Consider the following 26,080-nt stretch of genomic DNA (forward strand, 5'->3'; position numbering starts at 1 on the left):
CCAGGTATGCAATTGCCTATGGAGGCGATCATTTATGTCGCCATCTTTGTGGGGGTTCTTGCCTTGGTCGAGGGCATCTATCTTGTCGCCTTCGGCAAGTCCATCAGCCTGAACAGCCGGGTCAACCGACGCCTGGATATGCTGGAAAAGGGTGCCGGACGCGAACAGGTGCTGGAGCAGCTGCGCAAAGAGATGCAGCAGCATATGAAATCGCAGAGCATTCCTCTGTACTCACTTCTTGCTGACAAGGCGCAAAAGGCGGCAATCGCGTTCTCTCCCCGTCAGTTGATCATGATCATGGGTCTGGTATCAGCCATAGCCTTTGTCGGTTTGAGCATTGGCACCGCTACGGACACGGCACTTCGTATCGTTGTTTCCATCGCGATCGGCATCGGCGGCGTTTACGCCTGGGTCAACCACAAGGCCAAGAAACGCATGGGGATGATCGAAGAACAACTGCCCGATGCGGTTGAGCTGATGGTTCGATCTCTGCGTGTTGGCAATCCATTTGTGTCGACGATTCAGGTGGTTGCAAACGAAGTTCAGGATCCGCTGGGAACCGAATTTGGCGTTATCGCTGATGAATGTGCCTATGGTCGCGATGTGGGCGAGGCGCTGAAGGACATGGCTGAACGATTGGACATGCAGGATATGCGCTTTCTTGCCGTAGCCGTGGGTATTCAGCAGCAATCCGGCGGCAACCTTGCCGAAATTCTGGCCGGATTGGCAAAGGTGATCCGCGCTCGTTTTCGCCTGTTCCGTCGCGTCAAGGCGATTACGGCCGAGGCACAATGGTCCGGCAAGTTCCTGTCCGGGTTTCCCGTTGCCTGTCTGATTTTCATCTTGGTCAAAGATCCGGGCTATTACGACGAGGTGCTGGATCACCCATGGTTTATTCCCGCGTGTTTTGTTGTCGCCATCCTGCTGACATTGAACCTGATCGTCATGAAAATCATCACCAACATCAAGGTCTGAGGGCAGCACAATGGAATTCCTGACCAGCATCAATGACCTGTTAACCCAACATCTGGGCGAATTCGGCCCCCTTATCATTGTCGGCGTACTTGGCCTGCTGATGGTTCTGGTCGCTGTCACACTGATGATGAAGCAGCCGGAAGACCCGCTGAAGAAACTGCAAAGATCGAATGCGGCTCCTCCAAAGCAGAAAAAAGGGAAGAAAGAGCAGCTTCGAAACTCAAGCCGAAACGAGCAGCTTGAGAAGTTCGCAACATTCCTTGAGCCCAAGAACGAAGAAGAATACTCGGCCGTCGAGCTGAAGCTGCGCCAGGCGGGCTACAGGTCGAAGGATTCGGTTCGGTTCTTCCACTTTGCGCAGTTTTCCTTGGGTATCCTTGGTATTTTCATTGGTGTACTGCTGGTCACGGTCTTTTCCGGCGGCCAGGAATTTACCGGAACACAGATGATGATCCGGGTGCTTGTCCCCGGCGCGATTGGCTATTTCGCACCAAAATACTGGATCACGCGCCGGGTTGAAGAACGGAAGGAAGCAATTACCGCTGGCTTTCCTGATACGCTCGATTTGATGCTGGTCTGTGTCGAGGCCGGTCAATCGCTTGATCAGGCCATCGTTCGCGTTGCCAGCGAAATGAGTGCGTCTTATCCGGATATCGCGCAGGAATTCGAAACTGTCGCGCACGAAATGAAGGCTGGTAAGGATAAGGATACAGTCCTACGTGATTTCGGCGTGCGATGTGGTGTGCAGGATGTGAACTCTTTTGTCACCGTTATGATCCAATCGGCGACATTTGGTACATCGATTGCCGAGGCGTTGCGGGTTTACGCCGGCGAGATGCGCGACAAACGCGTGATGCGCGCCGAGGAGGCCGCGAACAAGTTGCCGACCAAGATGACTCTTGTCACAATGATGCTGACGGTCCCGCCGCTGCTGATTATTCTGGTTGGCCCGTCGGCGAATGTTATTTCGAGTTTTGGACGCTAGGTCGGATAGAACCATATGAAAGCTGAATTCAGGTGCTTCCCTTCCGGGTTTCGCCGAATGCTCCGGGCCACCATGGTTTTTGCCATGGTGGCTTCTTGCACAGAAGGCCTGTCATCCAACGGATTGGATGCACCGGGAATTGACGCCAAGGGTCAAGCAGAGGACAACATCGAGGTCGGAAACAGATTGATGGCCGCCGGAGAATACGAACTGGCGCTTGAAACCTTTACCCGGGCCGCGCTTGAACAGGGTATGACGCCCCAGGTCCTGACTTCTCTGGGTACTGCAAATGTGGGGCTACGCCGCTTGGGGCAGGCGGAAAAACTGCTGCGCAGGGCCGTCGAAGACGACACGGACTGGCCGGTGGCCTGGAACAATCTCGGTGTCCTGCTGATGGAAAAACAGGAATACCCCGAGGCCGCGCAAGTGTTTCAGCGGGCCTATGCGCTGGACAATGGCGAAAGTGACGCAATCCGGGACAATCTGCGCTTAGCACTCGCAAAAATGGAAAATCCTGTTAATAATACCCCACAAGAACAACAAGAATACACACTGGAGCAGCTTGGCGACGGGCAATTCACGCTACGCAAGATCCAGTAATTGAGGCGAGAGCAGTAAAGGACGCAAAAAATGCGCCAGCAATTCTTGATTCCGACTGTTGTTATCAGTGGTCTGATCCTGTCGGCCTGTGCAAAGGAAACCGAAGAGGAAAAGGTTGAACGAACGTTTCAGGAAGTGAACGTTATTGACGAAACAAACCTGAACGATGTGCTTCTGAGCGCCGCAGATCCAAACGAAGCAGTGACCTATTTCCACGGTGCAGCGCTCAAGAACCCGGACCGGATCGATCTTCAGCGCGGACTGGCAATTTCTTTGGGCCGTGCCAAACGCACGACCGAGGCCGCGACCGCATGGAAGCGCGTCACAACGATGAAGGGCTCGAACGCCGCGGACAAGGTTGAATATGCGGACGCCTTGGTCCGAAACGGCGACTGGTCGCAGGCCAAAACGGTTCTGGATTCGGTTCCCCCCACCTTTGAAACCTTCAAACGGTATCGCCTCGAGGCAGTCGTCGCGGATTCCCGGAAAGAGTGGAAACGCGCGGATCATTTCTATGAAACCGCTGTCGGGCTGACGACACGTCCGGGCAGTGTGATGAACAACTGGGGATATTCCAAACTGACCCGCGGCGAATATGCCGAAGCCGAGCGGTTGTTCTCGGAAGCGATCCGCCAGGACAACTCGCTGTTTACTGCCAAGAACAACCTGGTTTTAGCCCGATCGGCGCAAGGCAACTATAGCCTGCCAGTCGTCCCGATGACTCAGGTCGAGCGGGCGCGTCTGCTCAACACGATGGGTATTTCGGCAGTCAAACAGGGCGATATAACCACCGCCAAGAACCTATTCCGCGAAGCCATTTCAACCCACCCGCAGCATTTCGACGAGGCGGTCCGCTCGCTTCGGGCGCTTGAAGGGGCCTGACACATGCAAATACCCGCAGTGGCAGCGGCCTGGTTTCTGCCGTTTGTGCTGCCGATCTGCTTTTACGTGGCCTTCACGGATATGCGTGAGATGCGGATCAAGAACCATGCAGTCCTTGCGCTGACGCTGGTTTACATCGTGATAGGTCTGATCGCCATTCCACCCTGGTCTACAGGCAGCCTCAGCGGCAATCTGGGGCCGGTCACCGTGTCTATGCCGGTCTATTTCTGGCAATTGCTGCATATTGTCGTGGTTTTGGTTATTGGCATCTTTCTGAATGCCGCGGGCACAATGGGCGCTGGCGATGCCAAATTTCTGGCCGCCGCTTCGGCGTTTGTCTGGCTGGGCGATCTGAGAATTATACTGATGATCCTGACCGCCTGTGTTCTGGCTGCCGTGGTCACACATCGTTTGGCCAAAATCACAAGGCTGCGCACGATCGCGCCGCATTGGGAAAGCTGGAGCCGGGGCAAGCAGTTTCCGATGGGTTTCGCCTTGGGCGGATCATTGGCCATGTACCTGATTTTGGGTACTGTTCTCGGATCGTAAACTATCATCAGCGCGCCTTGTCGCTGCCTTTGTCCCGCCACAAAGCTGGTTCATTTTTCTTCAAGACGCCCTTTTTCGGGTTCTTGGCGTGACAAATTGATGGACGAGCACCGCGCATGAATATGCAGAATTCCTCTGTTATGGCCCCCCCTGCCCCCAAGGGTTTGGGCGAAATGAAGCTTCCGCTTGTAATGATGCGGGACATCCTTCTGAAGACGGTTTTTCGTAAAAACGCGAGCACGGTTTCAGAAGTGGCCGAAGCGATCTGTCTCCCGGGATCGGTAACTCAGGAACTGGTCGATATCGCGCGCGATCAGAAACTGCTTGAAGCGACCGGGACACTGAACGCCAATAGCGGCAATGAGATGGGGTATCAGCTGACCGATGCAGGCAAGGCCCGTGCGCTGGATGCGCTGAGCCAATCCGAATATTTCGGCGCGATGCCGGTGCCGCTGGATGTCTATCGCGAGCAGGTCAAACGCCAGTCGATCCGAAATATTCAAGTCACGCGAGAGCAACTGGTTGGCGCAATGGGTCATCTCGTTCTGCCCGACAGCCTGCTGGACCATCTGGGCCCGGCGGTTAGCGCGGGCCGGTCGATTCTGATGTACGGTCCTCCGGGCAACGGTAAATCCTCGATCTCGAACGGCATCCGGGATGCGTTGGGTGACAACGTCTATGTGCCCTACGCTATCGAATATGCGGGGCAGGTGATCACGGTCTATGACCCGATCGTGCACACGGCGATCGAACAGGAGCCGGACGACCCCAACAGCCTGCGTCGTCGCAAGCGGTTCGATTCTCGCTATGTTCAGTGTGAACGCCCCACCGTCGTAACCGGTGGTGAGCTCTCGCTCAGTATGTTGGATCTGGTCTATAACCCGACCGCCCGAACCTATCAGGCCCCGTTGCAGCTGAAATCCACCGGTGGCATTTTCATCGTAGATGACCTTGGCCGTCAGGCCGAACCGCCGCAGGCGCTGGTCAACCGTTGGATTGTCCCGCTTGAAGAAAACAAGGATATCCTCGGCCTGCAATCAGGTGAAAAGTTCGAAGTTCCGTTTGACACGCTGGTCATCTTCTCGACCAACTTCCACCCCAATGAGATCTTCGACCAAGCGGCCTTGCGCCGGATCTTCTTCAAGATCAAGATTGACGGCCCCAATCAGGAGAACTTTCTGAAAATCTTTGCCATGGTGGCCCGCAAACGTGGAATGCCGCTGGACGAGGCGGCATTGGTGCACCTCTTGAAGGTCAAGTACCCGACTATCAACAATATTTATGCCAACTACCAACCGATCTTCCTGATTGATCAGATGATCTCGATCTGCGAGTTCGAAGGCATCCCTTATCAGATGAGCCCGGACCTGATTGACCGTGCCTGGGCCAACATGTTCGTAAAAGACGAGAAAATCGTTAAATAACGCCGTGCCAATCCCTCCTCCGGGCGGGTAATCTGCAACCATGACGCAGATTCCCGCTCGGATTGGTACGTGGTTCTCCTCCAAAGGCTGGTCCATCCACCCACATCAGAAAGAGATGTTCGACCGGGCGAAGCAGCCGGCAACCTTGCTGATCGCCCCAACGGGTGGCGGCAAGACCATGGCCGGATTTCTGCCTTCCCTGTCCGAGCTGGCCGACGGTGGCCACAACGGTTTGCATACGCTCTATGTCTCGCCGCTCAAGGCGCTGGCGGCGGATATCAAACGTAACCTGCGCACCCCGGTGGATGAGATCGGCCTGCCCATCTGGATCGAAGATCGCACCGGTGACACCTCGGCCACGCAGAAAAAACGCCAAAGGGCCGATCCGCCCCATATCCTGCTGACCACACCGGAAAGTCTGGCACTGCTGACCTCGTACGAAGATGCGCCGCGCATGTTCGATGGGGTACAGCGGATCATCGTCGACGAAATCCACGCGCTGGCGGAAAGCAAGCGCGGCGATCAGCTGATGCTGGCCCTGGCACGCCTTCAGCGCCTCAACCCGGGTCTACGTCGTGTAGGCCTGTCAGCCACAGTCGAAGACCCCGCGGCAATTGCCGGCTTTCTGGCGCGCCACCCGGACCCCTGCCGGATTGTGCAGGCCGATCCCGGCCCGGACCCAGACATCCAGATGTTGGAAACAACGGAAATGCCGCCCTGGTCCGGCGGAGGCGCGGCCTATTCGATTCCGGCTGTGCTGGACCAGATCCGGCGGCACAAGACCACGCTGATCTTTCACAACACCCGCGCGCAGGCCGAGATCTACTTTCACAATCTGTGGCTGGCGAATGACGACGGCCTGCCCATCGGCATCCATCATGGCAGCCTTGACCGACAGCAACGCGAGCGGGTCGAGGCCGCGATGGTGCGTGGCGAATTGCGTGCCATCGTCTGCACCGGCAGCCTCGATCTGGGCATTGATTGGGGCGATGTCGATTTGGTGATTCAGATCGGTGCGCCCAAGAACGTCAAGCGGCTGGTGCAAAGGATTGGTCGGGCCAACCACCGCTACAACGCGCCTTCCAAGGCGCTGCTGGTTCCTGCGAACCGTTTTGAGGTTGTCGAATGCGTCGCTGCGCTCGAGGCTGCCAAAGCCCATGAACTGGACGGAGAACCCCGAGGCCCCGGCCCCCGCGATGTGTTGTGCCAGCACATTCTGATTGCGGCCTGTGCCGGGCCCTTTGACGCTGATGATCTATATGCCGAGATGACATCCGCCGGACCTTACGCACAGTTGACCCGACCGGAATTTGACGCCTGTCTGGATTTCTGTGCCACCGGCGGCTACGCCTTGCGCGCCTATGATCGATGGCAAAGGTTGCAGAAGCGTGCCGACGGGCAATGGCAATTGCGCGATCCTCGCGCAGCGTCGCGCATTCGCATGAATCTGGGCACGATTCAGGACACGGATACACTCAAAGTTCGCCTTAAACGCAGCCGTGGCGGTAAACCGTTGGGCGAAGTCGAGGAAGCCTTCGCTGCTTCGCTGACCCCCGGCGATACCTTCCTGATCGGCGGACAGATCGTACGGTATGAAGGTCTGCGCGAAATGGTGGTCGAAGTCAGCCGTCGCGCCGATCGCAAACCAAAGATCGCGACCTTCTCGGGCACGAAATTTGCGACCTCAACGCAACTCAGCGACCGCATTCTGCGCATGTTCGCCCAAACTGACTGGTCGCTCCTGCCTTCCCATACGGCTGATTGGCTGGACTTGCAGCGCCAAATGTCCCGCCTGCCTCAACGGGATCGTCTGCTGATCGAAAGCTTTCCAAGCGACGGGCGAGAGCATCTGTGCGTATACGGATTCGCTGGCCGCAACGCGCAACAAACACTGGGGCTGCTGCTGACCAAACGGATGGAGGAAACCGGTTTGGCGCCGCTGGGGTTTGTCGCCACAGACTATGCCACGCTGATTTGGGGTTTGGATGCGGTCACTGACCCACGCCCTTTGTTTCAACCCGAAGCGCTGCGTGACGGGCTGGACACATGGCTGGCAGGCAACGCAGTCATGAAGCGTACCTTTCGCGCGTCGGCCACGATTGCCGGTCTGATCGAACGCAACATGGCCGGGCAACGGAAAACCGGGCGGCAAGCCACGTTTTCGTCGGATATTCTCTATGACACTTTGCTGAAATATGATCCCGATCATCTGTTGATGCAGATCACCCGCGAAGAAGCCATGCGCGGGTTGGTTGACTTCGGTCGGATCGAGGCAATGCTGGCGCGCATCGGCGACCGCATCGACCTGCTGCGTCTAGATCGCGTTTCCCCACTGGCCGCGCCGCTGTTTCTTGAGGTCGGAAAGGTGCCTGTCAAAGGGGCCGCCGAGGAAAGGCTGCTTGCAGAAGAAAGCGCACGCCTGCTGGAAGCCGCCGGGTTGGACCAGCTTTGATCCCCTTGCGCAAGATGTGGAATCAGGTCAAGAACGTATCATGAACGTGTGCAAGTTTTCCTTTGCAGGCCAGCAACTCGATGCGTTGCCGTCTGGCGCATTATGGTGGCCGGCGCGGCAACTGCTCTGTGTTTCGGACCTGCATCTGGGAAAATCCGAACGTATGGCCCGTCGGCGCGGGGCTACGCTGCCGCCTTATGACAGTCGCGAAACGCTTGACCGGCTGGCCCGCGATCTGGAACACACCAACGCCGAAACCGTCATCTGCCTAGGTGACAGCTTTGACGATCTCGAAGCGGCCCAAGCCTTGCCCGACGCAGAAGGGTTGAGGATTGCGACTTTGCAGGCCGGGCGCCAATGGATCTGGATCGAAGGCAATCACGATCCCGGCCCGATCGAGATGGGGGGCTCTCATCTGGTCGAATGGCAGTGCGGCCCTCTCGTCTTTCGTCACATCGCCCAGGATCGGCCGCAAGGTGAAATTTCGGGCCATTTTCATCCGAAAGCACAGATTCGGACGAAAGGCAGGCACATTTCCCGACCTGCCTTTCTGCTGGACAGAAATCGGCTGATCCTGCCTGCCTACGGAACTTACACCGGGGGGTTGCGCAGTTCGGATCGGGCACTTTCCGATCTTTTGGGCGCGGACGCAATGGCCATTCTGACCGGCCCGCATCCGCAAATGATTCCAATGCCGCGTTGAGTTCAGATCAACCCGTCTTCTTCCAACTTCGGTTTGTACTTGCGGCTTACTGGAACCAGATCGCCGTTCGTCAGGCGCAAAAAGGTTTTGCCCCCCGATTTTTCAACCCCAACGATGGACGCGTCCACCACCCAATGTGAACGGTGCGAACAGTGTCCGGGAACCGGCTCCATCTCGGCAATTGCGTCCGTAAAGCGCGAGCGGACCGTGAACGTGCCTTCCGAAGTGACAATATCCACATTGTGATCCCTGACCGTCAAACGATGGATTTGACCATGGAAGTCAGGCGGCAGACGCCTGATCAGACGCGGCCTCTCGGTTTCAGGTGTCGAGGCCATCAATGGGTTCAGATCATTGCGTTGCACAAGAACCAAACCCGTTGCAAACAGGACCCCATATACCGCGACGGTCTGGGCGCCTGGTGCCATGTGACCTCCGCAGGTGAACAGGATCCATGCCAACATCCAAAGGGACGGCGTGAACAGAACCAGGATCAGTGCCGCGAATGCCAGATCACGGACGGGAACATTCAACAGAACGGGGTTTTTTTGCATCAAGTTGCGCGCCAACCCGGTGACTGTCAGGGCAAGAACCATCACCCCGGTCCAGAAAAGAAGACGCAAACCGAAGCTCAGATCCGCGACCAGAAACGGAGGAAACGCGTAGGCAAGCAATGGAAGAAAGACAAGGCCCGCCGTCACTCGCTGTGGGGTGCAAGCATTCCGAATAGTGTTTATCCCAGACGTCATACCGCTTTTGTGCATGACTTAACAAAATTCAACCTTAGCACGACAAGCACTGAAGCACCTTACCTGTAACCAACTGGGAATACAGGGATATCACGATTTTTTAAGCTGTCAAACCCATTCAGGGCAAATTGACTGGAGCGTCCGATGATTGTCCCGCGAAGTCATGCACAACCGAGGAATGTGCCGGGCCGACAAGATCGACCCGACCAGATTACCTTACGCCGTCAAACCTTCTGGTTCGGGCAGAGCGTTGGCGCGGCAGCACGCAGTCAAAGTGTTGGCCAACAGGCATGCAATGGTCATCGGACCTACACCCCCCGGAACCGGAGTGATGGCGCCAGCACGCTGGGACGCGCTGGCATAGTCCACATCCCCGACCAGCTTGTTCTTTCCGTCGCGTTCGATGCGGTTTATGCCTACATCGATCACGGTCGCGCCTTCCTTGATCCAGTCACCCGGCACCATTTCCGGACGCCCCACGGCAGCCACGACGATGTCGGCGCGGCGTACGACGTCCGGCAGATCCTTGGTGCGCGAATGTGCGATGGTCACGGTGCAGCTATCGCCCAGCAGCAGCTGCGCCATCGGTTTACCCACAATGTTCGAGCGACCGATCACAACGGCGTCCATGCCGGAAAGCGAACCGTGGTGGTCACGCAGCATCATCAGGCAACCCAGCGGGGTGCAGGGCACCATCGACTTCTGACCGGTGCCCAGCAGGCCCACGTTCGAAATGTGGAAGCCATCCACATCCTTGGCCGGGTCGATCGAGTTGATCACCAGATCCTCGTTCAGGTGTTTGGGCAACGGCAACTGGACCAGAATGCCATGCACGGCCGGGTCGTTGTTCAGCTTGTCAATCAGCGCCAGCAGATCTTCCTCGGATGTATCGACGTCCAGCTTGTGCTCGTATGAATTCATGCCGACTTCAACGGTCATTTTGCCCTTCGAACGGACATAAACCTGGCTGGCTGGGTCTTCGCCCACAAGAACCACGGCCAGGCCGGGGGTGATGCCGTTTTCTTCTTTCAGCTTTGCGACCTGATCGGCAACTTGACCGCGCACTTTTGCGGCAAAGGCCTTACCGTCGATAACCTGAGCTACCATACTTCGATCCCTTCTTTCAAAAAACGGATCGGGCGCACAGAACGCCCGGTCAGTCAGTCGGTGCCAATCACGCGCTCTTCGCGTGCAATCGACCAGTCAATCAATATGCGCCATAGCTTCTCGGCCAGATCCGGGTCCATCCCCAGCGCGTCCGAACTTGCACGCACGCGTTGCACCACCTCTTCGACACGTTCCGGGATACGGGCCGGAAGGCCCTCGCCCGGTTTCAGCTGCGACGCGCGGTCAATATATGTCGCGCGCGTTACCAACATTTCGATCAGTTGGCGATCCAGCTTGTCGATCTCAGCCCGCAGCTCCTGCATCGTGTTACAGTTCTGAGGCGGTATCAGAGTGGGCATCGTCATCTCCTCATGGCCCGGGAATGAATCCCCGGACCACGAGATGTCCTATTCGGCGGCTTAGAACAAGCCCTCGATCTCACCTGCGTCATTGAGGCAGATGGTTTCGGCAGCCGGCTTGCGGGGCAGACCAGGCATGGTCATGATCTCGCCGCAAACGACCACGATGAAGCCCGCGCCCGCGCTCAGGCGTACCTCGCGCACCGGAACCGAATGGCCCGTGGGTGCACCGCGCAGCGATGGGTCGGTCGAGAAGGAATACTGCGTCTTGGCCATGCAGACCGGCAGGTTGCCATATCCGGCTTCTTCCCATTCACGCAGCTGGTTGCGGATCTTGTTGTCAGCCAGAACCTCGTCAGCGCGGTAGATGCGCTTGGCGATGGTTTCGATCTTCTCGAACAGAGGCATATCGTCGGGGTAGATCGGTGCGAAGTTCGCGGTGCCACCTTCGACGATTTCGACGACTTTCTCGGCCAACGGCGCAGACCCTTCGGAACCCAACTCCCAGTGACGCGACAAAACCGCCTCGACGCCGTGCTCGCCGCAATAGTCTTTCACCGCCTGAACTTCGGCATCGGTATCGGTGACGAAGTGGTTGATGGCGACGACAACCGGCACGCCAAACGACTTCACGTTCTCGATGTGACGGCCCAGGTTGGCACAGCCTGATTTGACGGCCTCAACGTTTTCCGCACCCAGATCGGCCTTGGCAACGCCGCCGTTCATCTTCATCGCGCGCACGGTCGCAACCAGAACAACTGCCGACGGGGCAATGCCCGCCTTGCGGCATTTGATGTTCATGAACTTCTCGGCACCCAGATCCGCACCGAAACCGGCTTCGGTCACGACATAGTCGGCGACTTTCAGAGCGGTCTTGGTCGCGATGACCGAGTTACAGCCATGCGCGATGTTCGCGAACGGGCCGCCGTGGACGAAGGCCGGGTTGTTTTCCAGCGTTTGCACCAGGTTCGGCTGCATCGCGTCCTTCAGCAGAACGGTCATTGCGCCTTCGGCCTTGATGTCGCGACAGTAGACCGGAGATTTGTCGCGGCGGTAAGCAACGATGATGTCGCCCAGACGCTTTTCCAGGTCTTTCAGGTCGTTCGCCAGACAGAGGATCGCCATGACTTCGGACGCTACGGTGATGTCAAAACCCGCCTCACGCGGGAAGCCGTTCGATACACCACCCAGTGAAGCTGTGATCTGACGCAGGGCACGGTCGTTCATGTCGACCACACGGCGCCATGCGACGCGGCGGGTGTCAATCTCCTGCTCGTTACCCCAATAGATGTGGTTGTCGATCATCGCCGACAGCAGCGAGTGAGCCGAAGTGATGGCGTGGAAGTCACCGGTGAAGTGCAGGTTCATCTCTTCCATCGGAACGACCTGCGCATAACCGCCACCCGCGGCGCCGCCCTTCATACCGAAGTTCGGGCCAAGCGAGGCTTCGCGGATACAGATCATCGCGTTCTTGCCGATGCGGTTGAGACCGTCACCCAGACCCACTGTGGTCGTGGTCTTGCCCTCACCTGCCGGGGTCGGGTTGATTGCAGTCACCAGGATCAGCTTGCCGTCTTCGCGGTCCTGAACCGAGTTGATGAAGTTCTGGCTAACCTTCGCCTTGTCATGGCCGTAAGGCAGCAGATCCGCAGAGTCGATGCCGATCTTGGCACCGATTTCCTGAATCGGCTTTTTGTTCGCTTCGCGGGCGATTTCGATATCGGATTTGTAGCTCATTGGCCGGGGTCCTTGATTGAATACCGTGCAAAACCGACGCGGGGCGTCGGCGCTGTGCATTCCATACCCTTGTGTACAATCCCGATAGCCATGGATTCCGACATTCTGGCGTCGCGAAGCGTCGTAAGTTCGTTTCAGGGGTTTCTAATCGGAAACAAGCCCGTTTTCCCAAGCCCAAGCAGGTTGATCGGGAACAAACAGTTTCAGCCGGTCCCCCAGTTGAATGCGCCCCGGACGTTCAACCCATCCGGTGATGCCCCGACGCCCGACCGCCGCGGGTTTGAAAGCCGTGCCATGCCCCGGTTGATCCGCTTCGATCTCGCGCCCCGGCAGAACACAAGGGGCGTTTTCCATGTCCACCGTTATCGTCGCCCCGCTCGTTGCCTGAAGACGTGAAGACGAGGGGATATGCGAAAAATCCGGGATCCCACGCAGCACAATGGAAGCCCCAAGACAGGACGGGTCAAGCTGATCCAACCCCATGTCCTGCGCAATTTGCTGCAATTCCTCCTCGGACAAAACTGAAAGCTGACGCACGTTTCGAATTTCAGTGCCTTTCGGGTAAAGGTTCGAGACCCTGACACAGGACGCCCGATTGAGGCCTTCGTGGCGTTCACCCTTCACGCCGTCAAAACCCAGATCCAGCGTGTCAACAGCCTTGGCCCGTAAAGAGGTTCCCGCAGAGACATGGCCAAGCCAGACCGCTTCGGCGGCAAACTCGGTTTCACGCAAAAATGGCATAGCCTTCCCTTTTCGCTCTTTTTCTTGCGTGCATATTGCCCGGCAAAACACCGATGAAAAGAAAAAAGACCCGGACTATGCGCCGGGTCTATTTTGACTATGCGGTAGGTTCGGGCTCCATCCCGCCATCGGGCGGAGATTTCTTGGCCTTTGTCTTGGGAATGGCCGTGACACTGGGCGCGCTGCCTTCATCCGGCTTGTCGCCTTCATCATCATCCTCGGTGGGTGATTCACCATTCATGACACGCTTGATCTCATCACCCGTCAGGGTTTCGTATTCAAGCAAGCCCTGCGCCAAGCGTTCCCATTCTTCGCGCTGTTCGGTCAGAATCTGGTGCGCGCGCTCATAACCCTGCTGGATAAGGCGTTTCACCTCTTCTTCGATCAGCTCTTTCGTATGCGCCGACACCGAGAACCCTGCGGTGTTGCCCTGATAGCCTTCGTGCGCCTCGGCATAGTCGATGTTACCGACCTTGTCCGACATGCCCCAGCGCATCACCATGGCACGCGCCAACTGGCTGGCCTGCATGATGTCCCCGGCCGGGCCGTTCGAAACGTGGTCTTCACCGTATTTGATAACCTCGGCGGCTTTGCCGGCCATGGTCATGGCCAGCTTTTGCTCACACTCATCACGGTGGTAGTTCAGGCGATCCATTTCAGGCAGCGAAACCACCATACCCAGCGCACCACCGCGCGGAATGATCGTGGCTTTGTAGACAGGATCGCACAACGGCAGGGTCAGGCCGACAACGGCATGCCCCGCCTCGTGATAGGCTGTCTTTTCCTTCTGGTCCTGCGTCAGCACCATCGAGCGGCGCTCGGCCCCCATCATCACCTTGTCCTTGGCGTTCTCAAAATCTTCCATAGTGACAAAGCGGCGACCCACGCGGGCGGCCATCAACGCAGCCTCGTTCACGAGGTTCGCCAGATCGGCCCCCGAGAAGCCCGGCGTACCGCGCGCAATGATGCGCAGATCGACATCGGGGCCCAGAGGCGTCTTACGTGCGTGCACGCCCAGAATTTTCTCACGGCCTTTGATGTCGGGGTTACCAACGGTCACGTTGCGGTCAAAACGGCCTGGACGCAGCAGCGCGGGATCCAGAACGTCTTTACGGTTGGTAGCCGCCAGAATGATCACGCCTTCGTTGGCCTCAAACCCGTCCATCTCAACCAGCAACTGGTTGAGGGTCTGTTCGCGTTCGTCGTTACCACCGCCGTATCCAGCGCCACGATGGCGACCCACCGCGTCGATCTCGTCGATGAAGACGATGCAAGGCGCATTCTTCTTGGCCTGTTCAAACATGTCCCGGACACGGGATGCACCGACGCCGACAAACATCTCGACGAAGTCGGACCCCGAAATGGTGAAGAACGGAACGCCTGCCTCACCCGCGATGGCGCGGGCCAGCAATGTTTTACCAGTACCCGGAGGACCGACCAGCAGCGCGCCTTTCGGGATCTTGCCGCCAAGGCGGCTGAACTTCTGTGGATTGCGCAGGAATTCGACGATCTCTTCCAGCTCTTCCTTGGCTTCGTCGATGCCCGCGACGTCGTCAAATGTGACGCGGCCATGCTTTTCGGTCAGCATCTTGGCCTTCGACTTGCCAAAGCCCATCGCACCGCCTTTGCCGCCGCCCTGCATCCGGTTCATGAAATAGACCCAGACACCGATCAGCAGCAGGAACGGCAAGAGCGTGATCAGGAAAGACTGGAAGCCCGACTGCTGTTGCTTGACCGCCTGAACCGGGATGTTCTCATCGATCAAAAGCTTGGTGACCTCGGCGTCGCCGGGTTTGATCGTGACGTAAGTCGCACCGCTTTCGGTCGTATAGCGGATCTGTTCGCCGTCCAGCGTCACGTTCTTGACTTCACCGCTTTGCACGGCGCCGACGAAATCGGAATAAGTTCTTTCATTGCTCTGAAGCGTTCCGCCCGGTCCACTGAACAGATTGAACAGTGCAAGGATCAGCAGAAACAGAACGACCCAAAACGCGATATTGCGAGCGTTGCCCAAGGAAATTCTCCCAAAAGTTCCGGCAGGTGAGGAGCTGCCAAGTTACCTCTTAAAATAGAGAGGATTGTGGTATGTTCAATGCGATAAAAAAGATGCGTAGAACTCGGGCCATTCCGGCGTCGTGTCCGCGCGCCATCCGTTCGCAAATCCCGCAAGCGGAGCGGCCAGCACCGCGCCCCCCTTCCAGACTGCGGGCGTCGCGCTCAAGGCCAGCCTGGGCCGGCCCGTTTCGCGCCATTCGGGCATCTGTCGCAGCCCGTCTTCACCCAGAGCGCGGATCTCGGCACCGGAAATCTCGGGCCCGGTCAAGACCCATTTGCTATCCCAAACTTCGTCAGGTGCTGAAATCCGAGCCTCCACGGCCTTGAATTCCCTGCAAATCCAAACACTCATCCCTTCCGGGACCAACAGGCAACCGCTGAGCGACCCTGCCCGCCCGTCGATTATGGCCTTCATGGCCTGCTCGACCGCCGCCTGACGCGGGGGATATCCCAGCCCTGCGATCCAGACAAGACATCCAAGCAACACGCGGCGTCGGATTTCCTTGGGCAATGCGGCAAAACCGGCCCTGTCCACCTTCACGTCGCTTTGTTCGACTTGGGCGACATTCCGTGCGGATTCCTGCGCAAACACACCCAGGGCTGCATGGGCCTGCGCCAGATTTTCGGCTACTCGCGACAATGAAAGCGCGTCAATTCCCAGTGGCTTGAGGCCGGACACGGCCTCTCGTGCCTTGATCCGGTCGAAACGAGGGTCCTGATTCGACGGATCTTCGACCCATGTTGCGCCGATACCGGTCAGGTAGGTTCTCAGATCCTTGCGTGTGATCCCCAGCATTGGCCGCAGCAATGTCACACCTTCCCATTGCCGGCTTGCCGACATGCCGGACAGTCCCGTAACACCTGATGAACGACCCAATCGCATCAGCAACGTTTCTGCCTGATCATCCGCCGTGTGCCCCAACGCGATAGCGTCGATTCCGCGCTGTTGCGCCCAACCGGCAAGCAGGCTGTAACGCGCCTTGCGGGCCTCATCCTGAACATTGCCCGATCTGTCCCAACCCGCCCAATGCAAAATGTCATGCGGCAGCCCCAAAGCAGCGGCCTGGCGCGAAACTGTCACGGCCTCCTGCGCTGCGTCGGGGCGCAAGCCGTGATCGACCGTGGCCACAAAAAGGGCGATCTCTTCGTTTTGGGCGACTTGATGCAAAAGATGCATCAACGCGACGGAATCCCCACCGCCCGAGACCGCCACGCCCAGTTTAGGCGGAAGCCTTTCGGGAAGCCGGGCGCGAAGCTCTGCAAGCAGGTTTTCGCTGTGACGGTTCAAGAACACCCCAGCGCAGACATCTCTTGCGTCGCATCCGCAAACGCCGGTGCGGATGGAAAGCGCACGCCAACTTCATTGAGCGTGATGCAGGCCTGATCGGTCTGCCCCAGACGCCCCAGCGCCGCGCCCAACTCGAACAGGGCCTCGGGGGCAAACGCTCCTTCGGAATCTCCGGTAAAGCTTGCCAAGAACGCCCGTGCCGCTTCGCGGGTGTCGCCAAGGCCTTCAAGCGCATGACCACGTTTCAGATTCACTTCGGGCGCCAGGGGGCTGCCGGGATAGTTCGTATCAAACTGCGCAAACAAATCAGCCGCAGTCTGGTAATCCCCATCGGCCAGTGCTTGCGATGCCGCGTCGAAATCCGCCCGCTCGCCCACGGCCAGTTCACCCTGATCGGTTTGGGATGGCGTGGCAGGCGTGATAACGGCCGTACCTACATCTGTGCCCTCTCCGCCCAGTGTGCTGGTCGGTTCGCCTGAAATCTCGCAGTTTGCCTCAAGCTCGCACAGGCGGAACTCCAGATCTCCGATGCGATTGGTGCCGTCCGAGACAATGTTTTGCACACGCTGGTTCAGCTGCTCGGTCTGACGGGTCAGGCGTTGCAGTTCCGCTTCAATGGCGTCAACCCGTTCAAGAACCGAACTGCCGGACAAGTTTGGCGCTGGCGATCCTGTGGTGGAAAACTCGCGCTTCAGGCGCTGAATTTCCACATGCAGCACCGTCAGCTCCTGACGTATGTCGGCCAGGGTTTGCTGATCCTGTGCCTGTGCAACACCGGCTGTCGCCATGACCGCCGCCAATACCCATCCTGCCATACGCATTGTCTTACCCCAGTGTTGATCCGGTCAGCACAGTCACTGCGCGGCGGTTCTTGGAATAGCATTCCTCAACGCTGCAAATCTCGATTGGGCGCTCCTTGCCGTAGCTGACGGTTTTGAGACGGTTGCCAGCAACACCACGCGAAATCAGATACTCACGAGCGGCATTTGCGCGACGCGCACCCAGCGCAAGGTTATACTCGCGCGTACCCTGCTCGTCCGCGTGACCTTCGATCGTGGCAACAAAATCCGGATTGGCCAGAAGCCAGTCCGCTTGCCCTTGCAACACGGTCTGCGCCTGTGGTGTCAGGGTGGACTGGTCCACGGCGAACAGAACACGATCCCCGACGGTCTGCTGGAAATACGCAGGCGAACGCGGGTCACTGGGCGAGCCCGGTACAATTGCGCCTGTGCCGCCGGCACCGCTGCCGCCCAAGGCGGATGGGTCATTGTTCGTACAGGCGGCGATCACACTCAGCGCGCCCAACGCCAGGACTTTGCTCAATACATTCATTTCAAGTGCCTCGTGTTTTGATTGTTGCCGCCTGTCTACCACAGGGACGATTCGTTGTGAACTTTGCTGCGATCAATTCTGTAGTGGGCCCCATGACGGATCACTGCCGCCATCCGGTGTACGCACCGGGCGCAGGTTGCGGCCCGAGATATCCACCGAATATAGCGAGGCCCGGCCGCTGGCGCCCTGCGTTTCACGGGTGAACATGATGACGCGGCCATTGGGCGACCAGGTCGGGCCTTCGTCCAGAAACGAGGCGGTCAACAAGCGTTCCTCTGATCCGTCCGTGCGCATCACCCCGATGTGGAAGCGGCCCTGATTTTGCTTGGTAAAGGCAATCAGATCGCCGCGCGGCGACCATACCGGCGTGCCATAACGACCCGAGCCAAAGCTGATCCGCGTGGCCTCACCGCCATTCGCGGGCATCACGTACAGCTGAGGTGTACCCGAACGGTCGCTTTCAAACACGATCCGGCTGCCATCCGGCGAATAGCTGGGGGCGGTCTCAATCGCTGGCGTGTTGGTCAGACGAGTGCTTTGCCCCGACGCCAGATCCATTTTCCACAGATCCGTGTTTCCGCCCTGAATCAAGGAATACACGATCGACCGGCCATCCGGCGAAAAGCGGGGCGAAAAGCTCATGGTTCCGTCCTGCGTCTTCAACTCCTGCCGTTTGACGCGCCCCACATCCAGAACATAGATGCGCGGGCTGCCGCTTTCATAGCTGGTGTAAAGCAACCGATCGCCATTGGGTGAAAAGCGCGGCGCCAGAACGATTGCCGCACTGTCGGTCATGTACTGCACGTTCGCCCCATCGTAATCCATGATCGCCAGACGTTTCAGGCGTTGGTTTTTCGGCCCACTTTCCGAAACAAAGGCCACGCGGCTGTCAAAATATCCGCCCTCGCCTGTAATCCGGCTGTACACCTGATCGGCCACTTTGTGGGCCATGCGCCGCCAGCCCTCGGTGGTGCCTGCCAATTGCAACCCATTGCCCAGCTCCTGACCCGAAAACACATCCCAGACCCGGAATCGAACCGTGAGGTTCTTGCCCGAAACATTGACTGCCCCCGTGATCAGCGCATCGGCATTGATCGCTTTCCAATCGGCGAACTGAACCGGAGCCTCAAAGCTGCTGACCCGACTGATGAAGGCATCCGAAGAGATCTCGCGAAACAACCCGGTTCCTGTCAGATCAGCCGCCACCACGCGCGAGATGTCCTGTGCATATTGCGCCGCTGACGGGCCATCGGGAACAAAGTTCGGCACCGCAAAGGGCAATGGTTCGATAATGCCCTGGTCCAATTCCAGCCGCAGGGGACTGTTCTGTGCAAGAACCGGCGTAGACATCAGCGTCAGGCCGACAAAGAGGCTGGTCAGAAGTTTCATCATTTGATCCGCATCCTCTCGGGATTGAATGTAATCTCAACATCCTGCCAATGAGCGTATTTGTCAGCAGGCAAGTCATATCCTCTGGCCCCGCAGCGCAAAATCGCGCGCCGGGCGGCCTGATAGGCCTGATTGGCCGCGCCAGCAGACCCACCAGAACTGTCCAGCATCCGAATGCTGCCATCCACAACCGTACCATCACGGTTTAGCGAAAAAGCCACAACGACCACAGTACTCAGTGCATCCGTAGACAAAGAGCCCACATTCCAGCACTTGGACACGGCCAATCGCATCGCGTCCTTCTCGCCGCTGGTCAGTGGTGGGCCGGATGGCTGGGTTCCACTGCCCAAGGCTTCGGCCAGAGCGTCATTGATCGCGGCCTCGTCGGCTTGCGCGTCAGGTTCAGGTGCCGCCTCGGGCGTCTCTGCCACAACGGGTTCGGGCGGTGGGCTTGGGCGGTTCGGACGCACCCGCGGTCGCGGAGACGTAAGCGGAGACTGCTCTTTGGTTTCCTCTGCCTCGGTCACGATCTCGGGGGCCGCTTCTTCCGGCGCGGTCTGATCCTGTTGTTCCTGCTGAACCTCGGCGCCCTCATCCAGTGAAACGGGCGGCGTTTCGAAATCATCCGGTTTTGCCTCGGGCGGTGGTGGCGCTATGGCCTCGGGGGCAACACGGTCGGACGGGCGCGGCTGCGCCTCGGGTCCCGGAGGCACCGGCTGTGCGACAGGTTCGACCTCGGGCTCTGTCAATACCGGCAGTTCATCCGGCACGTCCGGTTCCGGCGGTGCTTCGACGATAACGGGCGCAGGCTCGGGTTCGGGTTCGGCAGGCACGACGGGTTCAGGGCGGGGCTGTTCCTCGACCACAGGTTCTGGCGGCGTGCTATCAGCCTGTGGTTCGGGCGGTTGTTGCAATGCCGCCGGCACCTCTAGGATCTCAGGCGCATCCCGCTGGGCCGTCATGGCCGCGAATTGTTCAGCGGTGATCACGGACACATCCTGTACGGCCATCGGCAAAGGCTCGGACCGGAAGGTGCCGCCGAAAAGCGCCACTCCGATCAGGCTGACATGCGCAATCGCCGAAATCTTGGTGCCGGTATCCACCGTGCGCCCTCACTCTCCACCTTCGTCCAGCGTCGGCCCGCCCGTATCGGTCACAAGCCCAACGTTGGAAAACCCGCCCGCGTTCAGCGCGCCCATGACCTGCATGACCTGCGCGTAAGGAATCGCGCCATCGGCGCGCAGGAAAACCCGGTCACTGCTCCGCTCAGCGGCGATGGCCCGCAGCTTGCCGATCAGTTCCTCGCGCAACACGTCTGTTGTCTGGATCTGCACACGTCCATCTGCCGTCAGGGTCACGGTCAACGGTTCTTCATTGTCACCGGGCAAAGCACTGGCGGCGGTCTTGGGCAGATCTACCGGAACACCGACGGTCAGCAATGGCGCGGCCACCATGAAGATGATCAGCAAAACCAGCATGACATCCACAAACGGTGTCACGTTGATCTCGGCCATGGGTTGCGCGCGACCGCGACGCCGACCGCGTCTGCGCCCGTTTCCACCCGAGGATTGCTGAACCGCCGCGCCCATTGTCAGCTGTCCAACTGGCGCGACAGGATGGTCGCGAACTCGTCGGCAAAGGCTTCGTAGCCGCCCACGATGCGGTCACAGTCTGCACTGAGCTTGTTGTAGAAAATAACCGCCGGGATCGCGGCCAGAAGGCCAAGCCCCGTTGCCAATAGTGCCTCGGCAATACCCGGGGCCACGACCGCCAGGTTGGTATTCTGCTGTTCGGCGATTTCTATAAACGCATTCATGATGCCCCAGACCGTACCAAACAGGCCGATGAACGGCGCAGTCGATCCAACCGTGGCCAGGATGGGCAGACCTTTCTGCAAGGTCTCTGCCTCTTTCGCTATGGCCACATCCATGGACCGGTCTATCCGCGCGGTCGCTCCGGCAATCAATCCGCCATCATTTCGGTGCGACCTGCGCCATTCGATCATTCCAGCAGCAAAAATCTTTTCAGAACTGCCATCCGGCTGGGTTCCGATCTGCTCGAACAGCTCGTCCAAAGGGTTGCCGGACCAGAAGCTCTCGTCAAATGCCTGCGCCTCGCGACGGGCCGCGCGGTAATTGATCAGCTTCTGGATGATGATGCCCCAGGACCAGATTGATGCACCGATCAGCATCAACATCACCAATTTGACGATAAAGGTCGCGCGGGCATACAGCCCCCACATGGAGAAATCGATCTCCTGCGCCAGCGCCAGCGTTTCAGCTTCCATGAACCTGCTCTTTGTTTTTGCCTGACGGCCGTTTGTTTGGCCTTGTTTTGCCAAACGCTAACGCAGTTGGGGCTGAAATGCCAACAGAACCACCCGTGACCCGCAAATTGTTACATCAATGCGCGAATCTCTGCCGGAAGCCGGATCGGCCTGCCATCCTTGTTGATGCAAACGGCAGTGACCGAGGCGCGAAAAATCTCGGTCTCGCCGCGCCGGACCAGCTGCGCCATGGTCAGCCGCACACCCGAGATTTCCGTAACTTCGGTTTCGACGATCAGTTCGTCGTCGAACCTGGCGGGCGAAAGGTAATCGGCCTCGACCCGCCGCACGACCCAAACAATGCCCTCTTCCCGCATCGCGTTCTGGTCATTGCCCAGATTGCGCACCCAATCCGAACGCGCACGTTCGATATACCGCAGATAGTTCGCGTGATAGACGACGCCGCCCATGTCGGTGTCTTCATAATAAACGCGAACCGGATAGGTATGTTTCATTGCAGTGGCTCCAACCGGGCAAACAACCTGAGCGCATGAGACGCATCCTGCGCCGAACCCGGTAAAACCGGATCGTAAGCAGCCCGAATCAACGCAGCAATATCGGGGCGCAGGATCGTCATTTCGCCCGCCACGGCCAGCGGAGATTGCGTCCGAAACGCAGTATCGGACCAAAGCAGGATGGTCTGCACCACCTGGCTCAGCGCCAGCGTTTCCGCCGGTACCTTGGACAACTGCTTGTCCATGCGAAGAAAAACAAAAGCCGCACGGATCGCGCCGTCTTCTTCGAACCGGAAAATGCGGTACTGGTTTGCATCCGCTTCAACCAAGCGCCCGACCAACGGTGCCAGATCCGGGATCAGACGATCAAGATCCGGCACGTCCAGCAGCTCTTGCCAATCCCGGAAGAAGAAGACCATGCAGTTGGCACCAAGTTCGGGGTCGGTTTCGGCCATTTTGTGACCGGCCAAGGTGACAACCGCCTCGAAGGCGCCCTTCACAGTGGACAGCGTTTCGTCTTCAACGCCAAACACAATCGGCACGATGGGTCGTCCCCAACGGGCAAACAGAAACTCACCGCTTTCGCGCGTGAACAGCGCCTCAATTTCTTCCGGTGTCACGGTCAGGCCTTCATCTTTTCGAAAATACTCTCGCCGAAGGCATAAAATTTCCAAGCGCAAGCTTCAACCGAACAGATCGCTTTGCCGTTTGGGTGCAGTCATGCCCAGATGCGTCCAGGCCTTTTGCGCCAACATCCGCCCACGCGGTGTTCGCTGGATCAACCCCTGTTGCAACAGAAAGGGCTCGATCACTTCTTCCAGCGAGTCCCGGCTTTCAGACAAGGCGGCTGACATCGTTTCGATCCCGACAGGACCACCACCATAATTCTCGGCGATCAGTTTCAGATACCGGCGGTCCGCACCATCCAGTCCCAAATGGTCCACACCCAGCCGCGTCAAGGCTCCGTCAGCCAGTTCGCGGGTGATCCGCCCATCTCCTTCGACAATGGCGAAATCCACCACCCGGCGCAGCAGACGTCCGGCGATGCGCGGTGTCCCGCGCGACCTGCGCGCAATCTCGCGTGCGCCCTCATCATCCGCCGGAGCGCCGAGTTTCCGCGCGTTTCGGGTTACGATCTCATGCAGTTCGTCCACGGTGTAGAACTGCAACCGGGTTGGAATACCAAACCGGTCGCGCAAAGGTGTGGTCAGCAAACCCATGCGCGTCGTGGCCCCGACAAGCGTGAAGGGTTGCAACTCGATCCGTACGGTTCGCGCAGCGGGCCCCTCGCCGATCACCAGATCAAGCTCGAAATCTTCCATCGCGGGGTAAAGCACCTCTTCCACCGCCGGGTTCAGGCGGTGGATTTCGTCGATGAACAAGACATCCCGCGCTTCGAGATTGGTCAGGATCGCAGCCAGATCGCCCGCTTTCGCCAGAACCGGCCCGGACGTCATGCGAAAATTCACCCCCAGTTCACGCGCCATGATCTGCGCCAGCGTCGTCTTGCCCAACCCCGGAGGGCCATGGAACAACGTGTGATCCATCGCCTCGCCCCGCTGGCGGGCGGATTGGATGAAGATGCGCAGATTGGCGCGTGCCTCGGCCTGACCGATGAACTCATCCAAGCCCTGCGGGCGCAATGCGCGGTCGTTGTCCTCGGGCAATGGATCGGGGCGCACAGTGGGATCAGCGTCTACCATTCATTCAGCCTTTCGGAGCCAGCAATTGCAGCGCGGCACGAATCAGACCCGCTTCGTCTGCATCCGGGTTGTTGGCGGCCGCCTCGGCAACCGCGGCTGCTGCATCCGATGGCCCATAACCCAGATTAGACAAGGCAGACAGCGCACCCGCGGACGCCGCGGCGGCCCCAGAGGCCGGTTTTGGCGTCTGCTTCCGAGCAGGCGCTGCCTCGACAGGCTCTACAACTTCGATCGAAGGGCCATCCATCGCATCGGTCAAGGTGCCACCCATGGCCATCACGCCCGGCGCCTTGTCCTTGAGGTCCAGAACGATCCGCTGCGCCGTTTTCGGGCCCACACCTTTCGCCGCCTTGACCGCCGCCCAATCTCCCAGCGCGATTGCGCGGCTGACACCGTCCGGCCCCAGCGCGCTGAGGATCGCCAGAGAGACTTTCGCTCCGACCCCCTGAACCGAGCACAAAAGCCGGTGCCATTCCTTCTCGACCAGCGAAAGAAAGCCATAAAGCTGCATCAGGTCTTCGCGCACGACCATGTCCGTATAAATCGAAACCGCCTCGCCCACGCCCGGCAATGCCGCCATGGTCCGGTCGGAACAATAGACGATATAGCCCACACCCCGGACATCGATCAGCACATGATCTGCCGCGCGATAGTCCAGCCTTCCGGTGAGTTTTCCGATCATGCCCGCACCTCTTTCACACGCGCCTGCTGGGTCTTGCCGTAGTAGGCATGGCAAATCGCAATCGCCAGAGCATCTGCTGCATCCGCGCCCTTGGGCTCACATCCGGGCAATTGCAGTTTGACCATGTGCAACACCTGCTCCTTTTCCGCGTGCCCGACACCCACGACCGTTTTCTTGACCCGGTTCGGGGCGTATTCCCCCACCGGCAATCCGGCCTGTGCCAGCGTCAGCAACGCCACGCCTCGCGCCTGACCCAGTTTGAGCGTACCGGCACCATCCTTGTTCACAAAGGTCTGTTCGATGGCCGCCTGGTCCGGTTGGTGATCGGCGATGACTTCGACAATCTGGTTATGCAGAGACAACAGCCGCTCACCCAGATCATCCCCATCCGACTTGCACAAACCGTTGGCCACGTGGCTCAGGCGGCTGCCATTTGATTCGATGACGCCCCACCCCAGGGTCCTAAGCCCCGGATCAATGCCCAGAATTCGCATGTTTTGCCTCGGCCTGCTCGGGTTCTGTGATCTTTTTTCAACGCCTAGCACGAAGCGTGAACATTTTCCAAGCGAATTGACCCAAGGCCTGAAAACGACACACCTGTCCCATAGGCGACTCAACACGCCAATTGCGACTTCAAAAAGTCTGAATTCGACACTTTTGTGAACGCGTTTTCACCAATTATTTAAGGGGATTACAGCCTTTTGGAGCGTTGCAGGAAACGCATAGGACACATGCAAAAACTGAACTTGTGCGGGCGATTTGGCGGCACTAGATGCCGGGCAGATCGCAAGACTGCAAAATGAACACCAACCAGAAGGAAACAGGATATGGCTGCACTGGACACCACCCGCTTCGCCTCCACTGGCTCGTTCGGCCTCGTTGGCCGTATCGGCGCATTTTTCGTATCGGCCGTGAACGCCGCCATCGAATGGAATGACGCCCGCGTTACCCGCAACGCGCTGACCGGTCTGAGCGATCGTGAACTGGAAGATATCGGCCTGTGCCGTGGCGACATCGACGCCATCGCTCAAGGTCGCCGGTAATACCGACCACCACTCGCATTCGCCCCTACTTCCTCCCTTGAGGGGCAAACAGAAACACCGCGCGCCCCAGGCACGCGGTGTTTTTTTCCGAAAACCGAGATTCAGTACATAATCTTGTTGAGTTGGGCGGCAATCGCCTGTGACACCGGGTCAATCTGCATCACCCAGGCACCTGCTTTTTCGACCGATGTGCCTTCGTTTAAACTGTCGATCCGATATTGGTATCCGGTCGGGCCAAGGCTGGACAAAAGAAACGCCTTGAACGCCACAACACTCAGAAGCGTAAGCAACAGCACCCTGGCCGGCACTGCCGAGCTTACCCGCTGCGGCTTCATGACGACCAGACCATCCTTGCGCATCGTCGCGCGATAGCCACGGCTCATCTTTTGATGTTTTTTGTTCAGGCGATTAACGCGCTGAGTGAACTCCAGTTGTTTACCCGTCATGGCAGCCTCCAAAAACCGCCCCCCTCGACTTCAGTCAGAAAACGGTAAAAAGAGATTACGACAAAAACGTGGCAAAATTCCACAAAACTCCTGCAAAT

General features: G+C 58.4%; 28 protein-coding genes. 9 read left to right on the forward strand and 19 right to left on the reverse strand.

Annotation, left to right across the window (positions count from 1 at the left end):
* Positions 1-6: 6 nt before the first annotated feature.
* From GS620_RS13285 to pdeM, 8 genes are all read left to right on the forward strand, one after another.
* Positions 7-975, forward strand: a complete 969-nt coding sequence (locus tag GS620_RS13285) for a type II secretion system F family protein (protein WP_171616288.1) — start codon at positions 7-9, stop codon at positions 973-975.
* 10 nt (positions 976-985) lie between these two features.
* Complete coding sequence (locus tag GS620_RS13290; RefSeq protein ID WP_171170844.1) at positions 986-1,960, forward strand: type II secretion system F family protein; 975 nt, start codon at positions 986-988, stop codon at positions 1,958-1,960.
* A gap of 57 nt (positions 1,961-2,017) precedes the next feature.
* The gene (locus tag GS620_RS13295) at positions 2,018-2,560 is read left to right on the forward strand and encodes a tetratricopeptide repeat protein (protein ID WP_371419729.1); all 543 of its coding nucleotides are present in this window, start codon (positions 2,018-2,020) and stop codon (positions 2,558-2,560) included.
* Between the two features lie 30 nt (positions 2,561-2,590).
* Entirely contained in the window at positions 2,591-3,442 is an 852-nt protein-coding gene (locus tag GS620_RS13300) for a lipopolysaccharide assembly protein LapB (protein WP_171616290.1), read from the forward strand.
* A gap of 3 nt (positions 3,443-3,445) precedes the next feature.
* Positions 3,446-3,991, forward strand: a complete 546-nt coding sequence (locus tag GS620_RS13305) for a prepilin peptidase (protein WP_171616292.1) — start codon at positions 3,446-3,448, stop codon at positions 3,989-3,991.
* 116 nt (positions 3,992-4,107) lie between these two features.
* Positions 4,108-5,415, forward strand: a complete 1,308-nt coding sequence (locus GS620_RS13310) for an ATPase (RefSeq protein ID WP_152457240.1) — start codon at positions 4,108-4,110, stop codon at positions 5,413-5,415.
* Positions 5,416-5,455: 40 nt separating this feature from the next.
* Positions 5,456-7,867 (forward strand): ligase-associated DNA damage response DEXH box helicase, encoded by a 2,412-nt coding sequence (locus tag GS620_RS13315; RefSeq protein WP_171616294.1) that lies wholly within the window; start codon positions 5,456-5,458, stop codon positions 7,865-7,867.
* Between the two features lie 40 nt (positions 7,868-7,907).
* Entirely contained in the window at positions 7,908-8,570 is a 663-nt protein-coding gene (pdeM, locus tag GS620_RS13320; protein ID WP_171117508.1) for a ligase-associated DNA damage response endonuclease PdeM, read from the forward strand.
* Between the two features lie 2 nt (positions 8,571-8,572).
* Here the strand turns inward: pdeM and GS620_RS13325 are convergent, their stop codons facing one another.
* From GS620_RS13325 to ruvC, 18 genes are all read right to left on the reverse strand, one after another.
* Positions 8,573-9,193 carry a LytTR family DNA-binding domain-containing protein gene (locus tag GS620_RS13325; RefSeq protein ID WP_253283928.1) on the reverse strand — a complete coding sequence of 207 codons (621 nt, stop codon included), beginning with the start codon at positions 9,191-9,193 and terminating at the stop codon, positions 8,573-8,575.
* A 342-nt stretch (positions 9,194-9,535) separates the two neighbouring features.
* Positions 9,536-10,426: a bifunctional methylenetetrahydrofolate dehydrogenase/methenyltetrahydrofolate cyclohydrolase FolD gene (gene folD, locus GS620_RS13330; RefSeq protein WP_171205634.1), complete on the reverse strand. Its 891-nt coding sequence runs from the start codon at positions 10,424-10,426 to the stop codon at positions 9,536-9,538.
* A 53-nt stretch (positions 10,427-10,479) separates the two neighbouring features.
* A complete protein-coding gene (locus GS620_RS13335; protein WP_152457235.1) occupies positions 10,480-10,785 on the reverse strand; it encodes a chorismate mutase in 306 nt (101 codons plus the stop codon).
* 60 nt (positions 10,786-10,845) lie between these two features.
* Positions 10,846-12,522: a formate--tetrahydrofolate ligase gene (locus GS620_RS13340; RefSeq protein WP_171117501.1), complete on the reverse strand. Its 1,677-nt coding sequence runs from the start codon at positions 12,520-12,522 to the stop codon at positions 10,846-10,848.
* Between the two features lie 144 nt (positions 12,523-12,666).
* Entirely contained in the window at positions 12,667-13,263 is a 597-nt protein-coding gene (locus GS620_RS13345; protein ID WP_171616296.1) for an MOSC domain-containing protein, read from the reverse strand.
* A gap of 97 nt (positions 13,264-13,360) precedes the next feature.
* Positions 13,361-15,277, reverse strand: coding sequence for an ATP-dependent zinc metalloprotease FtsH (gene ftsH, locus GS620_RS13350; protein WP_152457232.1), 1,917 nt, complete (start codon positions 15,275-15,277; stop codon positions 13,361-13,363).
* A 75-nt stretch (positions 15,278-15,352) separates the two neighbouring features.
* A complete protein-coding gene (gene tilS, locus GS620_RS13355) occupies positions 15,353-16,612 on the reverse strand; it encodes a tRNA lysidine(34) synthetase TilS (RefSeq protein WP_371808346.1) in 1,260 nt (419 codons plus the stop codon).
* On the reverse strand, positions 16,603-17,427 hold the full coding sequence (gene ybgF, locus GS620_RS13360) for a tol-pal system protein YbgF (protein WP_152457230.1): 825 nt from the start codon (positions 17,425-17,427) through the stop codon (positions 16,603-16,605). Before ybgF ends, tilS begins: the two co-directional genes overlap by 10 nt.
* A gap of 4 nt (positions 17,428-17,431) precedes the next feature.
* Positions 17,432-17,938, reverse strand: coding sequence for a peptidoglycan-associated lipoprotein Pal (gene pal / locus GS620_RS13365; RefSeq protein ID WP_152457229.1), 507 nt, complete (start codon positions 17,936-17,938; stop codon positions 17,432-17,434).
* Positions 17,939-18,010: 72 nt separating this feature from the next.
* Positions 18,011-19,330, reverse strand: a complete 1,320-nt coding sequence (gene tolB / locus GS620_RS13370) for a Tol-Pal system beta propeller repeat protein TolB (RefSeq protein WP_171616300.1) — start codon at positions 19,328-19,330, stop codon at positions 18,011-18,013.
* Positions 19,327-20,430 (reverse strand): energy transducer TonB, encoded by a 1,104-nt coding sequence (locus GS620_RS13375; protein ID WP_171616302.1) that lies wholly within the window; start codon positions 20,428-20,430, stop codon positions 19,327-19,329. The genes tolB and GS620_RS13375 overlap by 4 nt, the downstream gene beginning before the upstream one ends.
* 9 nt (positions 20,431-20,439) lie before the next feature.
* Positions 20,440-20,916, reverse strand: a complete 477-nt coding sequence (tolR, locus tag GS620_RS13380) for a protein TolR (RefSeq protein WP_152457226.1) — start codon at positions 20,914-20,916, stop codon at positions 20,440-20,442.
* 2 nt (positions 20,917-20,918) lie between these two features.
* Positions 20,919-21,614, reverse strand: a complete 696-nt coding sequence (gene tolQ, locus GS620_RS13385; RefSeq protein WP_152457225.1) for a protein TolQ — start codon at positions 21,612-21,614, stop codon at positions 20,919-20,921.
* A gap of 110 nt (positions 21,615-21,724) precedes the next feature.
* Complete coding sequence (gene ybgC, locus GS620_RS13390; protein ID WP_171205628.1) at positions 21,725-22,108, reverse strand: tol-pal system-associated acyl-CoA thioesterase; 384 nt, start codon at positions 22,106-22,108, stop codon at positions 21,725-21,727.
* Entirely contained in the window at positions 22,105-22,728 is a 624-nt protein-coding gene (locus GS620_RS13395; protein ID WP_171616304.1) for a hypothetical protein, read from the reverse strand. Before GS620_RS13395 ends, ybgC begins: the two co-directional genes overlap by 4 nt.
* A gap of 63 nt (positions 22,729-22,791) precedes the next feature.
* Complete coding sequence (gene ruvB, locus GS620_RS13400; RefSeq protein WP_171616306.1) at positions 22,792-23,811, reverse strand: Holliday junction branch migration DNA helicase RuvB; 1,020 nt, start codon at positions 23,809-23,811, stop codon at positions 22,792-22,794.
* A 4-nt stretch (positions 23,812-23,815) separates the two neighbouring features.
* On the reverse strand, positions 23,816-24,493 hold the full coding sequence (ruvA, locus tag GS620_RS13405) for a Holliday junction branch migration protein RuvA (RefSeq protein ID WP_171117485.1): 678 nt from the start codon (positions 24,491-24,493) through the stop codon (positions 23,816-23,818).
* Complete coding sequence (ruvC, locus tag GS620_RS13410; RefSeq protein WP_171616308.1) at positions 24,490-24,987, reverse strand: crossover junction endodeoxyribonuclease RuvC; 498 nt, start codon at positions 24,985-24,987, stop codon at positions 24,490-24,492. Before ruvC ends, ruvA begins: the two co-directional genes overlap by 4 nt.
* Positions 24,988-25,320: 333 nt before the next feature.
* Here ruvC and GS620_RS13415 point away from each other — a divergent pair, with 333 nt between their 5' ends.
* Entirely contained in the window at positions 25,321-25,536 is a 216-nt protein-coding gene (locus tag GS620_RS13415; protein WP_171616310.1) for a DUF1127 domain-containing protein, read from the forward strand.
* 101 nt (positions 25,537-25,637) lie between these two features.
* Here GS620_RS13415 and GS620_RS13420 read toward each other — a convergent pair whose 3' ends face one another.
* Positions 25,638-25,994, reverse strand: a complete 357-nt coding sequence (locus GS620_RS13420) for a hypothetical protein (protein ID WP_253283929.1) — start codon at positions 25,992-25,994, stop codon at positions 25,638-25,640.
* Positions 25,995-26,080: the final 86 nt, after the last annotated feature.

It is taken from the genome of Ruegeria sp. HKCCD6428, assembly GCF_013110595.1.
GTDB lineage: Bacteria > Pseudomonadota > Alphaproteobacteria > Rhodobacterales > Rhodobacteraceae > Ruegeria.